13 protein-coding genes and 4 pseudogenes are annotated in these 14,214 nt (G+C 57.7%); 7 read left to right on the forward strand and 10 right to left on the reverse strand.

Annotated elements, in window-relative coordinates; all coding sequences use genetic code 11:
* Genes OKW30_RS00315 through OKW30_RS00330 form a run of 4 tightly spaced genes read right to left on the reverse strand, consistent with a single transcriptional unit; the run spans position 1 to position 3,741 of the window.
* Positions 1 to 375, reverse strand: coding sequence for a cupin domain-containing protein (locus OKW30_RS00315; RefSeq protein WP_429345684.1), 375 nt, complete (start codon positions 373 to 375; stop codon positions 1 to 3).
* The gene (locus tag OKW30_RS00320; protein ID WP_429345685.1) at positions 353 to 1,132 is read right to left on the reverse strand and encodes a phytanoyl-CoA dioxygenase family protein; all 780 of its coding nucleotides are present in this window, start codon (positions 1,130 to 1,132) and stop codon (positions 353 to 355) included. Before OKW30_RS00320 ends, OKW30_RS00315 begins: the two co-directional genes overlap by 23 nt.
* 40 nt (positions 1,133 to 1,172) lie before the next feature.
* A complete protein-coding gene (locus tag OKW30_RS00325; RefSeq protein WP_429345686.1) occupies positions 1,173 to 2,414 on the reverse strand; it encodes an MFS transporter in 1,242 nt (413 codons plus the stop codon).
* A 4-nt stretch (positions 2,415 to 2,418) separates the two neighbouring features.
* A complete protein-coding gene (locus OKW30_RS00330; protein ID WP_429345687.1) occupies positions 2,419 to 3,741 on the reverse strand; it encodes a lysine N(6)-hydroxylase/L-ornithine N(5)-oxygenase family protein in 1,323 nt (440 codons plus the stop codon).
* 501 nt (positions 3,742 to 4,242) lie between these two features.
* Here OKW30_RS00330 and OKW30_RS00335 point away from each other — a divergent pair.
* Positions 4,243 to 5,414 (forward strand): annotated as a pseudogene (locus OKW30_RS00335) (IS3 family transposase).
* A gap of 289 nt (positions 5,415 to 5,703) precedes the next feature.
* Here the strand turns inward: OKW30_RS00335 and OKW30_RS00340 are convergent.
* The gene (locus tag OKW30_RS00340; protein WP_429345688.1) at positions 5,704 to 6,168 is read right to left on the reverse strand and encodes a porin; all 465 of its coding nucleotides are present in this window, start codon (positions 6,166 to 6,168) and stop codon (positions 5,704 to 5,706) included.
* Positions 6,056 to 6,775, reverse strand: coding sequence for a porin (locus tag OKW30_RS00345; protein WP_429345689.1), 720 nt, complete (start codon positions 6,773 to 6,775; stop codon positions 6,056 to 6,058). The genes OKW30_RS00340 and OKW30_RS00345 overlap by 113 nt, the downstream gene beginning before the upstream one ends.
* A 298-nt stretch (positions 6,776 to 7,073) precedes the next feature.
* Between OKW30_RS00345 and OKW30_RS00350 the strand changes: the two are divergent.
* Positions 7,074 to 7,524 (forward strand): annotated as a pseudogene (locus OKW30_RS00350) (IS110 family transposase); the annotation flags it as partial.
* A 101-nt stretch (positions 7,525 to 7,625) separates the two neighbouring features.
* Here the strand turns inward: OKW30_RS00350 and OKW30_RS00355 are convergent.
* Positions 7,626 to 8,924, reverse strand: a complete 1,299-nt coding sequence (locus tag OKW30_RS00355) for a cytochrome P450 (RefSeq protein ID WP_429289827.1) — start codon at positions 8,922 to 8,924, stop codon at positions 7,626 to 7,628.
* A 475-nt stretch (positions 8,925 to 9,399) separates the two neighbouring features.
* Here OKW30_RS00355 and OKW30_RS00360 point away from each other — a divergent pair.
* From OKW30_RS00360 to OKW30_RS00370, 3 genes and pseudogenes are all read left to right on the forward strand, one after another.
* A pseudogene (locus OKW30_RS00360) lies at positions 9,400 to 9,659 on the forward strand (IS701 family transposase); the annotation flags it as partial.
* 375 nt (positions 9,660 to 10,034) lie between these two features.
* Positions 10,035 to 10,232, forward strand: a complete 198-nt coding sequence (locus OKW30_RS00365) for a hypothetical protein (protein WP_143037370.1) — start codon at positions 10,035 to 10,037, stop codon at positions 10,230 to 10,232.
* Between the two features lie 385 nt (positions 10,233 to 10,617).
* Positions 10,618 to 11,228: pseudogene (locus OKW30_RS00370) on the forward strand (transposase); the annotation flags it as partial.
* A 116-nt stretch (positions 11,229 to 11,344) separates the two neighbouring features.
* Here OKW30_RS00370 and OKW30_RS00375 read toward each other — a convergent pair.
* Genes OKW30_RS00375 through istA form a run of 3 tightly spaced genes read right to left on the reverse strand, consistent with a single transcriptional unit; the run spans position 11,345 to position 13,816 of the window.
* Positions 11,345 to 11,566 carry a hypothetical protein gene (locus OKW30_RS00375; protein ID WP_429345678.1) on the reverse strand — a complete coding sequence of 74 codons (222 nt, stop codon included), beginning with the start codon at positions 11,564 to 11,566 and terminating at the stop codon, positions 11,345 to 11,347.
* Positions 11,563 to 12,327, reverse strand: a complete 765-nt coding sequence (gene istB, locus OKW30_RS00380) for an IS21-like element helper ATPase IstB (RefSeq protein WP_429345679.1) — start codon at positions 12,325 to 12,327, stop codon at positions 11,563 to 11,565. The genes OKW30_RS00375 and istB overlap by 4 nt, the downstream gene beginning before the upstream one ends.
* Positions 12,314 to 13,816, reverse strand: coding sequence for an IS21 family transposase (gene istA / locus OKW30_RS00385; RefSeq protein ID WP_429345680.1), 1,503 nt, complete (start codon positions 13,814 to 13,816; stop codon positions 12,314 to 12,316). Before istA ends, istB begins: the two co-directional genes overlap by 14 nt.
* 66 nt (positions 13,817 to 13,882) lie before the next feature.
* Here istA and OKW30_RS00390 point away from each other — a divergent pair, with 66 nt between their 5' ends.
* Both OKW30_RS00390 and OKW30_RS00395 read left to right on the forward strand, forming a co-directional pair.
* Positions 13,883 to 14,026 carry a hypothetical protein gene (locus OKW30_RS00390; RefSeq protein ID WP_176133875.1) on the forward strand — a complete coding sequence of 48 codons (144 nt, stop codon included), beginning with the start codon at positions 13,883 to 13,885 and terminating at the stop codon, positions 14,024 to 14,026.
* The gene (locus OKW30_RS00395; protein ID WP_256211476.1) at positions 14,026 to 14,151 is read left to right on the forward strand and encodes a hypothetical protein; all 126 of its coding nucleotides are present in this window, start codon (positions 14,026 to 14,028) and stop codon (positions 14,149 to 14,151) included. Before OKW30_RS00390 ends, OKW30_RS00395 begins: the two co-directional genes overlap by 1 nt.
* Positions 14,152 to 14,214 lie beyond the last annotated feature (63 nt).

Below are 14,214 nucleotides of genomic sequence, written 5' to 3' on the forward strand. Positions count from 1 at the left end.
TTAGTCCCACCATATCGATAGAAATTTCAGGCTCGCCGCCGGATCGGCATTGCGAATCGCGTGCTCCTGATTCGGCTCGATATAGAGCAGCGTTGAATCTGCGACTGGCCGCGCCTGACCATTCACCTCGAAGACTCCCTTGCCTGAAACGAGTACCCACAGTTCATGCTCGGAATGGGAGTGCAGATTGACAGCGCCCGCCGGCACGACCTCAACAATCGACGTGCCGAACGCTGTTGTCAGGCCAGCGGGCAGATGTTCGAGCAGCCGGCAAACAAGAACGCCGTATTCCGGCCGCATCATGGATGGGTCAATCTGCTTTGTGTACACGCACATCCTCCGGTGAATTACATTAGGTGCGATAGAAAATGCCATTTGGCGGCTTCAGATCGTGGATATCCGATTCCTTGCCTTCGGGTGGGTTGTAGGCACGCTTCAGTTTGTTGTATTCCGTACGCGTGGGGCCACCAGTTGAGGCGCGCTGGAACACCAGATAGAGCGTGCGGCGCGAACGGTTACTTTTGTTGGGCTGCGAATAGTGCGGCGCGTAGTCGTCGAAGACGAAGATGTCGCCGGCCTTCCAGGGCACGGGTTCCCACTTGAACGTCTCGGCCACTTCCGGATGAATCACGCCGCCGGCGTCCATCGGAAACACACCTTTCTGATGGTTGCCCGGACTGAAGAACAGGCCGCCGTTGTCCGGATCGGAATCATCGATGCCGATGGCGACCACGGCATGCACCATGCGTTCAGGAATGTTGTGCGGGATGTGATAGATGTCCTGATGCGGACGATAGCCGCCGCTGTCCGGGTACTTGAAGATGAGCAGTTCCTTGAGCATGCGGGTATCTTCATCGAGAAGCGATTCGACAGCCGTCTGGATACGCTTGTCGGCCAACAACAGATCGCGCAGCTCGTTGTTGAAGTCCAAAAAGTTCTCTACCTTTGAAACGATCCTGCGGTCGTCCTCGGTCTTCTCGAACCACATCATCCATTTGCTGTCGCTGATTTCCCAGCGCGAGACATCGTTGACCAGAGCAGAAATCTTTTCGCGGGTGCCCGGATCGAAAAAGCCCTCTACTTTTAGATATCCATCTTCGTGCCACTTGGATTTTTGCGTTTCATTCAGCATACGAACCACCTCGTTAAGGAACGGAGTTTTCAAGGAGAAGTCAGGCGGCGAAATGCGCCTTCATTCGCATGACGCCGAGTAGCACGACATTGGCGAGTACGGCGCCTAGCAGGGCGACGAGCATTGCATCGGCGCCGAAAACGTGAATCAGGGCGCCACATAGGAAAGGGCATCCGAACAGACCGATGAAATAGGCAAGCGTAAAGATTTGCGAAGTCACCGGCACCGAAACGGCGTGGTCTCCGGCGAGGTTCACGGCCATGCCGTTCAGGGTCGAGTAGCTCAGTCCGTAGCCCGTGGCGAACAGCGCGGTAGCGACGATATAAAGCGTCGTGCTGCCGTGGTTCAACAGGAACAGTACGAGCGAGGCGCCGGTCAGCAAAAACAATGCGAGCGCCAGTCGCGCGGGCTTGATGCGTCCCATGGTTCTCGCGAGCGACAAGCGCAGTGCCACGCTGGTTATCGTGAACGTCAGGAAGAACAGGTCTGGCCTGAGGTTACGCGAGACGGCATAGGGTGTCTGGTAAGTCGCCAGCCCGGCGAAGACACAGGCTGCCAATGCGATCATTGCGATCGGCACTGCTGTTCGTGCCCTGAGCAGGGCCAACGTGTCGGTCGCGGTAATGGCCACGCGCGTCATCGGCAAACAGGACCTCTCCCTCATCGCCTCGCTGGCGATCTTGACGCAGACTGCCGCCACCGCGCATGCCGCAGCGAACAGAAGGTAGGCCAGCGCGATCGAGCCGGTATGTTGGGCGATCAGGCGGCTCAAAGGCGCCGCCATGCCCAGGCCGGCCATTTGCGTGCCGGAGACGAAGGTCAGGTACTGGATACGCGCGTTGGGGCACAGATGATGGATGATTTGCAGCGGCGCGAGTATGAAGAACACGGACCACCCAGCGCCCAACAGCAAACCGCCTGCATAGACGGCACGAATGTCCATTGGCGCAGCGGCGAAGCAGAGCATGCTGCCCGCCATGACGAGCGAGGCCAGCGCGATGGTCGGCATGACACCGATACGCTGGGCTATGCGCCCAGCCACGCAGCAGCAGATCATGGTCGAGAGCATGCCGCTCGAAATCACGGCGCCGGCGACATCGCTCTTCATGCCCAGGGATTGCAGGTACTCGGGCAGGAGAAAACTCGTCCCGTACGAAGCGGCGATCACCAGTGACGCGATCAGAAACGGAATGAACGCCCGTAATTGGAGGGATGCCGGCAAGTGCTCGGCGTGTGAGATCGCACGCTCGCCAGTCGATAGATAAATGGAGGAGCCAGTCATGCGCTTACGCCACTGCCGGTTGACGCGAGGCCTGAGGCGCGTCGCACAGTACCGATCCTGCTTCAGTCTCCTGATCCTCAAGGCTGTCGAGCAGTTGCCGGTCCGGAACATCCGGATAGAACGCACGACCTAGCAGACTGTTGATGATGCGGCTGTTCCTGTACGCGACCAGCGAAAGATTGACGCTTTGCAGGCCATGCTGCACGCGGCTTTGGTTTTGCAGATACACGGGACCGGGCATTGGCGCATCGAAGCGCACGGCGTAATCGGGATCGAGCGTTGGCAGACCGTCTTCACGGCTTGCGCCGTCGAGCAGCTTCTGAACGAATGGCAAATGGCGCGGCTGAAAACCGGTTGCCAGGATGATTCTGTCCGCGCTTATGCCGGTGCGCTGCGACGTGACGAGCGAGGTCAACCCGATATGCCAGCGACCGCTGCGGCGTGTGATCTCGTCCATCGTCACCGAAGGCAACAGACGAAAGCAGTCGGCTAGCGTGCCATGGACGCTGCGTTCGTACAACGCTTCATAGAGCCGGTTGCACAGGCTGGCGGAGATGCCGTCGCTGGTGAGCTTTTCGCTTTCGACAATGGCCCGGCGCTGCTGGATCGGCAGCGTGTGAAAGCGTTGGCTATAACTGGGCATGTATGCTTCATTGACAAATGCGTTGTCGTCCATCGCAAACAGATTGGCGCGCGACGTCGCCCAAGTGATCTTGTCGGGACCTGACTCGGTCAGCATGTGCTCGACGACTTCCGCGCCGCTCTGCCCGCCGCCCACCACCAGCACATGTTCGTCTTCGCTGAACGGTCTCCGGTTAAGGTAGTCGTCTACGTGATAGACCGTCTCGCCAACCACCTGCCGCGCACATGCCGGCACCTTGGGTTCGACGCCGACCCCGACCACTACCGCGCGCGCATGATATGTGCGCGCGGTAGTGGTCACGCAATAGCCCTTATTGCAAGGCCTGATATCGATCACCTCCTCGCCGAATCGAAGCGTGTCCAGGCATTGCGCGACCCATTGGTAATAGTGGGTGAACTCACGTCGCGACGTGCTGTTTCCACCTTTATTCACGAAGCTGTACAGGCGTCGATGTACAGCGAGATAGTTGAGAAAGGAATATGGGCTTGTGGGATTCACCAAGGTCACACAATCCTTGAGCGGCGACACCTGGAGTTGACTTTGGGGCAGCATGAGCCCCGGATGCCAGGAGAATTTGATGCGCTTCTCAAAGAAGAGCGCTCGCAAACCGGTGGGCTGAATGAGCGCCGCGAGGCTTAGATTGAACGGTCCGATACCAATACCGATGACGTCTAGCATGTCCATAGGAACTTGTTCCGCCGTTAGAGGGGAATTGGCCAACCGAGATAGTGCAGCGCAATTCCCGTGGACTAAGATTGAGGCGGTGATGCCGACGTACTGCGTAGCCGATGCCCGCTGCAGGAAAACGAAAGCCGTAGATGACGATCGCCTTTCTTCCCAATGGCGGCATTCTGACCAGCACTATGCTTGGTTTGACATTACCTCGGGCCGCCTGAGTGAATCATACGAGGAATTGAGAAGCTGAACACTTTGAACATACGCAAACCTTGCGGTGCGTCAATTGTTCACGCGGCGTTGTCGGATTCAGACGCCGGATCACCCGCAGTCCAAAGAGAGTTGTCACGTTGCTCAGTGGTTCGGATAACATCCGGGACTCAGAACATCGAATCGGTCTATCGTGGCCGTCGCCTTCCGGCGATCGTCATCAATCGTGTCGTGAGACGGTGAGGCCGGTTGAAAAAAGTGGACGCCAACATTCCGTAAAATTGAGGAATGGAGGCATTGATGAACCGAATCCCAAGGCTGTGTACACGAAGGAATTTCGTGAAGAAGCAGTAAAGCTGGTAACAGCCGATGGCCTCGGCGTGTCCGAAGCCGCGTGTCGATTGTCAATTTCGATGAAGACGTTAGCAAACTGGGTTCTGCTGCGAAGGACGGCAAGCTGGAGAATGTTGGGCAGCATCAGAGACCACTGACAGAGGTTGAGGCCGAGCCGGGGCGGGTCAAGCGGGAATTGGCCGAAGTAAAAATGGAGCGCGATCTGTTAAAAAAGTTCGCAATGTACTTCGCGACGGAGTCGCGGTGAAGTACGGCGTAACTGAACAGATGCGACAGCAATATCCAGTGCGTTTAATGTGCCGCTTCCTGGGCGTGTCCATCAGTGGCTAGTTTGCCTGGCGCAAACGGCCGCTGTCGTTACACGCTCAGCAAAAGCGTCGACTCGAAGCACAGGTGCGTGCAGCTCACGAGCGGACGCGAGAAACCTTTGGCCCGGAACGGCTACAGAACGATTTGGCGCACCACGGCGTCCAGATTGGTTTTCACCGCATCATGCGTTTGCGCACGAAGCTCGGCCTGCGCTGCAAGCAAAAGCGCAAGTTCAAGGCGACGACGAATTCAACGCACGACCTGCCAGTCGCGCCGGATATACTAAACCAGGACTTCCGTGCGAGCGCTTCGAATCAGGCCTGGCGTGGTGACATCACTTACGTCGCGACCGATGAGGGATGGCTGTATCTGGCCGGCCCCAAGGACCTGTTTACGGAGAAGTAGTCGGCTATGCGATGAGCGAGCGCATGACAAAACAGCTGGTAATGCGTGCGCTTTTTCGTGCCGTCGCGTCGCACTTATCACCGGCCGGTCTAATTCAGTATGCGGACCGCGGCAGTCAGTACTGCGACCATGCCTATCAGAAGCTCCTCAAACAGTCCGGCATGCAGGCATCAATGAGCAGACGCAGAAATTGTTTCGATAACGCACCAATTGAATCATTCTGGGGCTCACTGAAAAATGAGCTCGTCTATCATCGCAAGTTCGCGACCCGCGACCAGGCCCGCAACGAGATCACTGAATACATCGAAATCTTTTACAACCGGCAGCGCACACAGGCGCGTCTGGACTATCTGTCGCCGGCCGCTTTCACGCAGCGATTCCATTTGAGTAAAACCGCTGCTTAACCCATTGGCGTCCACGAATTCCGACAGACCTCACAGTTGGTCAGGTCGGCCTGTCGCACCAACGGGTGCTTCAGGCTGATCTGCTCTCGCAGCGGCTGGCGGAGAAATCTTGTTCCGGCACAGGCGTCTTCGGACGCATCTGCACCTCGTCGAAAAATGCAGGATTTACGCGTCAATATGCCAGGTTCCCGCAATTCCAACGACACCATTTCGGCCCCAAAGCCATGCCATATAAGGCTCGCCGGATTGTTCAGGCTCGACTGATTAGCCGCCGATTTTCAACTTTAATCTAGAAGGTCGTTCGCATTCCGAATCTAAACACGCGTGCCGTGGAGTTGGGGTATGCCGGTTCCCCGTAATATAGGGCTTGCCCCAACGTGTAAGCGGACCCGTTTTTATTTTTTGTTTGTGCGTACCCGATATATATACTGGTGTTTTTCAAAAGAGAATAAAAAACACCTAGTCCTACAATGTACGAATTTTTTGACTGAGTAATTCCATTCGAGGTGTCAATCAATTTGATAACTTGTGCCATTAATACGGTCGAATGGGTGATTTGGTAGCTCGCCCCAAGATTGGCGATTGCATACCGCAACGAATTATTCAACGATGCTGCGCCAGGTATGATTGAATAGTCATCTTTAGTGTATCCGAGATACACCCTTACCGCGCCCAATCCCATAGTTACCGCCGACACCCCATGCTTTGTAATATCCCTGATCCAATGCGTCTCTCTGATAGACATATCCGGCATGAAACGTTGCGGGCCCATTGGTGTAATTGATTGCCCCGCTAAAAGTTGTTCCGCCACTTGTAGATTTCGCAACACCGCCGAGACCGTACATCAACCCAACCGAGAATCCATAAATTTTCGGAGATGAGTAAAGAACGGAATTATTAACGCGGCACGTAATGACCTCGGTAAGGAGCGTAGCTTGGACGGTACCATTAGGCAAAGTGCGATCAACGCCCCAGATGCTCCCTCCTAAGCCTCCCAAAAAAACGTCGTTGTCACTCATAGCAAGAAACTCTGGCGAGTATTGACGACCAAAAGTTAAAGTCCCTTCAGGACCTTCGAAGCCAATATACGCTTGCCGGCCGAAAAGTGCACCGCCCTGCTGTATGGTGCCGGCATTAGGCGCGAAACCACTCTCAAGTCTGAAAATAGCTTTGTAACCGTCACCGAAGACTTCGCTACCCATAAGGCCAAGTCGCGATCCGAACGTGCCGCCATTCGACATTTTAGTTAAGGTTCCTCTGCCCTGATTTGAGATATCAATGAGAACATCTAATGCTCCATATAGCGTAACGCCACTCTGCGCTCGGCTTGAATCGCACGCTAATCCAAAAAATACTCCCATCAACACTGCGTATACCGATTTTATCATTTGGAAGCCGAATTTCTTTTTGCTTCTGATGAGCCAATATCGTGGTCATTGAACAAATCCGACAGAGAGTGGAGTTGGATGGAGTAACCGCCAAATCTATGCCATGCGCACTCCGTTACTATCTTCACGCCTCGATAACTGAGAATTGGGAATCCAGGCCCGGCATGATGCTCCAAGTTGCAGTCGTGAGCCGGGGGGCACCGGGCCTGGCGGGGCAGGTGATCGCTAATAGGAGTTCAGCCGGAACATCGTTAGGCCATCCAGTACGTGAATGCGGAGACTTGCCGCCGATGTTGCAGACCGAGCCGTGCAACGTGCGAAGCCCGCGATGCATGAAAAGCCAACAACATCGGTTAGTCGACCCATTCATGAGCGTTGACGTAGGCAAAGGTCACCATCACCCCGTAGCCCTCGGCCGAACCCGAAAGCGTTGGTACAGCAAAGCGCTGGCCCGACGATGAGGCCAAGCTGTGCACTCATCTCCGAACTGAAGACGTTCGGTGAAATTTTGTTCGTCGTAGATCACCCTCACCATCGAAGCATTGTCCGTGACAGTCGCTCCTGACCTTGGTGTCCTAGTCGCATCCTTACCAGCCTGGCTATGCGCCGCATTGCCGACCTGCTCGATGGCAATGCCAAGATTGATGCGCTCAATGCCGCTTACACTGCGCTGCCTCCGACTGGCTGATGTACTGCTCGCCGCTATCACCATGCTGTGCGGCCGCCACAACCCACGCAGCATGCAGAGGTGTGGAAAGAGGACGCTCGGTTCATCGTCAAGGCCGAGCCTCAAGGGTTCACTCCAACTACAGGCTCCGGTAGCTCAATGCGGATGCACCACGCAACGAACTGGAAGATGCTTCGGGCCGCTCACGAAGCTGGACGCAACGAATTCGATTTCGCCCGCCGGCTCAATAAGCCGTAACCTCGGGACCAGTTCCTCAAACAAGATGCGCATTTCCATGTTCGCGAGATGCTGACCCAAGCACACGTGGGCGCCGACGCCGAAAGCGAGATGCCGGTTCGGTTTGCGGTCGATATTGAATGCGAACGGCTCAGGGAAGACTTGCTCGTCACGATTTGCCGAGCCATAGCAGAGCATCAGCCAATCGCCCTTGCGGATTGTCCGACCCCGGACGTTGGTGTCGGCAGTCGCTGTACGCATGAAATGACGCACCGGCGATGCGTAGCGAAGGGTTTCGTCGATAAACTGCGGAATCAGCGAACGATCCGCCTGTAGTCGCGGCAGTAGCTCAGGGAAGCGGCTCAACGCCCACATCGCGACCGATATGGACGACGAAACCGTATCATGTCCTGCTGCGGCGATGATTACGTAATAGCCGAGACGGGTCGCTTCATCGATAGGCTGTCCATTGATCACCGCGTTGGCCAGCAAGCTTGCGATATCGTTACGTGGGTTCTTCCGGCGGTCTTCGGTCAGGCGGTCGAAATAATCCTTGAAGTCGGCCACAATGGACAGCAGAGCCTTGCCCATCGCACCGCCCGCATCGCCTTGGCGCTGCACTTCGCGCTTGTATTCGGCATCCTCGCTTCCGAACATCTCCTGAGTCAGCGTCAACATGCGCAGGGAATCTTCCTGCGGAACGCCGAGAATATCCATGATCACGTTCAGTGGGAAATGCAATGCAAAGTCATTCGCAAAATCGATCACTTGCCCGCTGTGATGCAACAGCTTCGCGATCGTCATATTTGCCAGCGATCGAATGCGGTCGTCAAGCTCGAGAATGCTGTTCGGCATGAACCACGACTGTGTCAGCGCACGTAGACTCTTGTGCTCGTCGCCGTCGACGTGCACGAGCGATCGGACGATGTTTGGACTACCGGTGGTGGAAATGACATGCTCAATCGACGCTCTTGGCCTGCAGACGACAGAATAGTCGCCGTTGCGGAACAAGACATTGTCTCGTGAGATCATGGAGACGTCGGCGTGTTTCGTGACCACCCAGAACGGATCATGTCCGTCCGCCATTGCACGCCCGACAGGGTTGTTTGCACGCGCCCAAGTATAGGTTTCATGGAGACGATTGAGGTTGGTATAGGACTGCGGATCAACCAGATGGTTTGCTATGTCTTTCGGTAAGTCGTAATTTGGCATGCTCATGATATTGATAGTGCGGTTTGTTGGTGGACGGGCAGCACCGTCCAGGCAAGAGAAGGGCGCCACTTCCCGCCCCATTTCGCTATTGGGCTCCCCGCGGACTCAATGACTGGTCTCAACTGCGGATTCAACCGGCCGCTCGCTCGCGTGTACTGAGATCCTTTCCACGGGCTTTGAAGTAGCATTTATGTATAGAGCTTGCTGTCACCAGATATCTGCAGAACGGTCCCCCGTTGGCGTAGGCACTGCAGCGTTCGCATCGGTAATGTGGGTGAACTGGCGTGACGGACGTCGATATCCGCCCGTCGTATTCCTTCATACTATCCGCGGTCTCCCTGAGTACCCTTAATCTAGGTCAACTCTTCTTGGTTAAGTGATCGCTCAGGTGGTCCTTGAGGGCTACTGTTTGTCGGGCCAGTACGCAACAATCTGAGCCGGCCCCAGAGGAGGCGAGGCTTGAGCAGTTTGTGTTCGTGACCAAATGCGCTGGCGCATCGAGCGCGACTATCGGGACCTGAAACAGGAGTTTGGGCTCGGTCACTACGAGGGGCGTGGCTGGCGTGGCTTTCACCACCACGCCAGACTGAGTACCACTGCATATGGGTTTATGATGGCTCAGCGACTCAGGATAGGATCAGATGAAGGCGATAAAAAAACTTCCTTGAACGCACGCTGCCTGTCCTTCCCCCGGATTACATCCCACGGGGCAGTCGAGCGCGCACAACGCCACGTTCCTGATTTGTTACCACGTTGCGTATTCTGCTTGGACTACGCCTCATACAAAGATGGCACTCTTCCTGTGCGGAAATAGAATACACAACTAATTATATGATGCAGTAAGACTTAAGCCTGATGCGATCGGTTTTTTCGCTTCGTTCGCTCCCGCACAAACAGTCTTTTCGTCGAATTGATTGAACATCTACTGCAGCCGCTTCATCGATGCAGATACCCGGACGTCGGGTGTGGACGTTTGCATTCGTAGCCCATCTGGCTGGCACTGTCAACTTGAGACCGCTGCCAGATAGAATGTCGGGATGAAGCAGAGCAAATCACCGTACCACGGCTTTCATTTCCCGGCGGCGATCATCAGTTGCGCGGTTCGTTGGTGTTGATATGACTTTGCATGTCAATCACGACATTGGTTTTCAGGTTGTTGCCTCGACGCATGAATTTCCTGAGGGCGGCGCAGCAGTATGTCTCGACGGTGGATCACACTTCTATGAGCGAAACTCTGTCAAGACCGCCTATGCCAGAGGTCGGGTGCACATTCGTCAGTTCGCGCACATCTCGCCGAACAGCATCGCCTGGTGACCGAGGCGTTGGGGCGAAGTGGACCTCCTGAATCTTCCAGTGTTAGCAATCGTGGGGAAGATGGCGTATCGGAGAAGCCGGAAGCATCTACCAGGTGACGAACTAAACGGCTCGCTCCGGACCGAACTCGGCCAGATGTTATCTATGGCCGGAACCTGTCCGTGGCCATCGAACTCAACAACCTGGTAAGGCCGCGTAGCTGCCGGCGTGGTCGCCCGTCGATACGCGGCAGCCCTTTAAGGTGCGAGGCGCCGGCAGCGCCTGCTGCCGTGCCGAAGCCGCTCAAAAATTCCACCTTTACGCGCGGTGACAGCGACCGGATAGCGCGGTTTGAGTTGACCCGGTTCGACGGATAGACTTGCAGTCGAGTCTAATGCGGTGCACGCCCGAACAGGTCACCTCGGTGAGCGTTGACATGTCGCCGGCGTTCATCAAGGGCGTGGGCGAACATCTGCCCAATGCGCGGCTGACATTCGACAAGTTTCACGTCGTCGCCCACGCGTCCAGGGCGCTCGATACGGTCCGCCGCCAGCAGCAGAAAGCCGATTCGGAACTCAAGGGGATGGGCTGGACGCTGCTCAAGGACGTGAACAAACTGAATCTGGCGCAATTGACCGACCTCGAGGCGCTGGTCAGGCAGTACGCCACCAAACGCACCGCCCGCGCCTAGCTGTATCGCGAGCAACTGCGCGAGATTCTCGAGCGCAAGCAAATCCATGTTGTTTCCGCGATGTTGCGGCAGTGGTGCACCAACGTCATGCGCTCGAAGGTCGAGCCGATAAAGGAAGTGGCGCGAATGATTCGCCAGCACTTCGACGGCATCGTCGTCTGGACTCAGACCCGCCACACCAACGGCTTCATCGAGGCCATCAAGGCTTGTTTCAAGCTGCCAAGCGCAAGGTTCGCGGTTACACGCGCTTCACGACGATGCGCACCGTCCTCTTTCTCATCGCTGGCAAGCTCGATTTCTCCAGCTTCAACCCGGATGCCCCGTGAGCCCCGTTACCTGTTGACGGCGGCGTAAATCCGCACATAAATGGCGGCACAAGGTTCACCAGGACCGTCAACAATGAAGCGCCGTTGACGGCCTCGGTCGGGGTGGCCGGTCCCAATCAGAATGGATCGCCGATGTCGTTGAGATTGGGATCCTCGGGAGGGGAATGCTGTTCGTGCAGCAGGTCATGCAGGGCGAGGTCATAGTGCATGCAGATCCGGGCACGCAGATCCCCGATGAGTTCGACGACGGCGAGCGCCTGTTCCGGCGACCAGTTGTCCGGTATCAGGAAGTCGAGCCCACGGGTGATGCCCGAAGGCAGGTGTGCCAGGCGCTTCATGATTTCTTCTCCGCACGCGCGCTACTGCGTCTGCTGGCGCGTTGCTCGGCCCTCTCGCGCGCTTCCTTGACCCGGTAGGACTCGCCCTCGATGGCAATGACTTCGGCGCGATGGACCAGCCGGTCAACGAGCGAGACGACACAGGCGGCGTTCGGGAACACCTCGTGCCATTCGGAGAACGGTCTGTTGGTTGTGACCACGGTACTTGCCGATCCGTACCTGCGGCTGACCAGTTCGAACAGCAGATCGGCGTGGCGGTTTGAGTACGAGAGGTAACCGACCTCATCAATCACCAGGACGTCAGGGGATGCATAGCGGCGCAGGCGTCGACGCAGCGCCGAATCGCTGTCCAGTGCGGCCAGTTCGCCGAGCATCTGACCGGCGGTAGTGAACAGCGCGGTGTGACCGTGCACGAGCGCCTGATAGGCGAGATTGAGCGCGAGGGTTGACTTGCCGACACCATTCGGGCCGATCAACACGACGTTGGCGGTATCCCTGACGAACCCGAGCGACATCAACTCTTCAACGGCAAGCCGGTCGCAGCGCGTGGGCCAGCTCCAGTCGAAGTCGCACAGCGGCTTGAAGTTGCCCAGGCGGGCATCGCGGATACGTCGCTCCAGTGATCGGCGGGCGCGCTCATCCTCTTCCCACTGCAACAGCGGCGCGACCCACTGTTCGGCGGCCACATCGGTCCAATGCGCGAGCAGTCCGTACAGACGCAGGGCGTTCGCGCGCCCATGAAGGTTCTCAGGCGTGTTCATCGGCGCCTCCCGCAAGCTGGTCGTAGATGTCGAGCCGGTGTGGTGTCACCAGCGTGTCCTTGTTGCGCACGTGTTCGGGCAGGATGAGGGTGACTGGCGGCGGGGCCTGCCGTGCCTCGCGCCGGCGCTCAAGCGCCAGACGTACCGGATTGGGATGAGGCGCCGCGTCGCTGGCAAGGGTTTCCTCGATCGCGGCCTGCAGTTCGGCCGGGCCATAGCGGTCGAGCAGTCGCAGCAGGTGCGTGGTGATATTGCCCAGATTGCCGCCACGCTCAGCGGCGTGCAGCATCAGGGTCCGGCTGGCCGGCGCAGCCCGGGCCAGATGATCAAGACCGCGATGGTGACGGGCCTCGTGCTTCCTTGCGACGAGCGCATCGATGTGTGCGGCAATCTCGATCTGCGCGCCGCGATCGTAACTGCGTTCATGGGTGGCGAGCAGATCGGCGCCGTCGAGAATGCGTACGCGCCGGGGATCAGCTCGTACCGTGAGCGTGCGTCGCACATGGGTATACGGGATCGTATAGTCGTTCAGGTCGAAGCGCACGTAGGGCGTCTTGCCGACCTTCACGGCGAGAAGCAGCTCACACGGGTACGGATTCTCCGGCAACGTGAGCAGGCTGGGCTGTTCGCGCCCGAAGGCCTCGCGCACGGTGATCATGGGTTCTTCGCGGCAGGGCCGCTCAGCAGCGGGTCCCGCGCACCAGATTGCCGCCTGGGCGTTGAGATCGTCGAGGTCCGTGAATCTGCGAGCGGCAAAGAAGCTCTCGCGTACAAAGCGGATTGCCCGTTCAACGCGCCCCTTCTCGTTGCCCCGTGCGACAGCCACCGGACGAGGCTCATAACGATGATGCGCGGCGAACGCGAGCAATGTCGGGTGGAAGCGGATCGCATCGCCCTGACGCTCAAGCACGGCGCTACGCAGGTTATCGTAAAGCAGAACCCTGGGGACCCCGGACCATGCTTCGAAGGCGCCGGCATGTCCTGCCAGGAAACTGTCCATACGGGCATCGAGGAAGAAGCGCAGATAGATCTGCCGTGACCACGACAGCACCATCACGAAGGCCATCAGCGGTCGTCGTGCCCGACCGATCTGCAGGTGACCGAAGCTGGCCCAATCGACCTGCGCCTGTTCCCCGGGCAGCGTGCGCAGGCGCAGGTAAGCCTCAGGTACCGGGCGTGGCCGGTGCAGCGAGATCAGGTGCCGGAAGTGGTGGTGACTGCCCCGGTAGCCGCGCTCATACACCATCGCATACAGGCGACTGGCCGTGAGCGAGGGAAACTTCTTTAGCGTCTCGTGGATGAACGGCAGGTAAGCATCGATCTGTGAGGCTCGCTGCACGGCGCCAATCCTGGGCAGGCCGGCCTGGGCCAGCACGCGCTGGACGGTGCCGCGGTGCACGCGCAACTGGCGCGCGATGGTGCCGCAACGCCACTTCTCCACGTGGTAATAGCGCAGGATCTGCGCCTCGAGTTCAGCTCCAATGGTCATGGGTCGTTTCCTGTTCTGTCAGTAGTAGTACGAACATCACGGAAGACCCGACGGCGCAGTGGCCCGATGCGTACAAGGCCCGAACAGATGCGGCGACAGAAGCAGCAAGGCGTCGATCCGGGCGCGGCGACAGTGGATGTCGATGCGGTGGCCGTCGTCGTCGAAGTCAGTGGCAGTAGAGCATTGGCGACGGGTGTCGGGGAACGCTGATGCGTCACTTTATTGAGGCGCTGACGATAGCGACGCATCCGTTCGGCATGTGCAAAGCGGCCACGACGACTGAGTTGATAGCGTTGGCCAGCCTCGCGCAGGCGGGCGCGGCGCGAGGCCTGTGAGCAGTCGCCACCGCAGTAAATCTGGCCGCGATCGCAACGGCGGCACACGACGACCTGCGCCCG

The sequence above is a fragment of the Paraburkholderia sp. Clong3 genome (assembly GCF_050436485.1).
Lineage (GTDB): Bacteria > Pseudomonadota > Gammaproteobacteria > Burkholderiales > Burkholderiaceae > Paraburkholderia > Paraburkholderia tuberum.

Coding starts and splice junctions, on each gene's coding strand:
- OKW30_RS00340 (WP_429345688.1), bottom strand. CDS start 6,168: ATGCCGGATATGTCTATCAGAGAGACGCATTGGATCAGGGATATTACA.
- OKW30_RS00390 (WP_176133875.1), top strand. CDS start 13,883: ATGCGTACAAGGCCCGAACAGATGCGGCGACAGAAGCAGCAAGGCGTC.
- OKW30_RS00375 (WP_429345678.1), bottom strand. CDS start 11,566: ATGAAGCGCCTGGCACACCTGCCTTCGGGCATCACCCGTGGGCTCGAC.
- OKW30_RS00320 (WP_429345685.1), bottom strand. CDS start 1,132: ATGCTGAATGAAACGCAAAAATCCAAGTGGCACGAAGATGGATATCTA.
- OKW30_RS00395 (WP_256211476.1), top strand. CDS start 14,026: ATGCGTCACTTTATTGAGGCGCTGACGATAGCGACGCATCCGTTCGGC.
- OKW30_RS00325 (WP_429345686.1), bottom strand. CDS start 2,414: ATGACTGGCTCCTCCATTTATCTATCGACTGGCGAGCGTGCGATCTCA.
- istB (WP_429345679.1), bottom strand. CDS start 12,327: ATGAACACGCCTGAGAACCTTCATGGGCGCGCGAACGCCCTGCGTCTG.
- OKW30_RS00330 (WP_429345687.1), bottom strand. CDS start 3,741: ATGGACATGCTAGACGTCATCGGTATTGGTATCGGACCGTTCAATCTA.
- istA (WP_429345680.1), bottom strand. CDS start 13,816: ATGACCATTGGAGCTGAACTCGAGGCGCAGATCCTGCGCTATTACCAC.
- OKW30_RS00315 (WP_429345684.1), bottom strand. CDS start 375: ATGGCATTTTCTATCGCACCTAATGTAATTCACCGGAGGATGTGCGTG.
- OKW30_RS00345 (WP_429345689.1), bottom strand. CDS start 6,775: ATGGGAGTATTTTTTGGATTAGCGTGCGATTCAAGCCGAGCGCAGAGT.
- OKW30_RS00365 (WP_143037370.1), top strand. CDS start 10,035: ATGACTTTGCATGTCAATCACGACATTGGTTTTCAGGTTGTTGCCTCG.
- OKW30_RS00355 (WP_429289827.1), bottom strand. CDS start 8,924: ATGAGCATGCCAAATTACGACTTACCGAAAGACATAGCAAACCATCTG.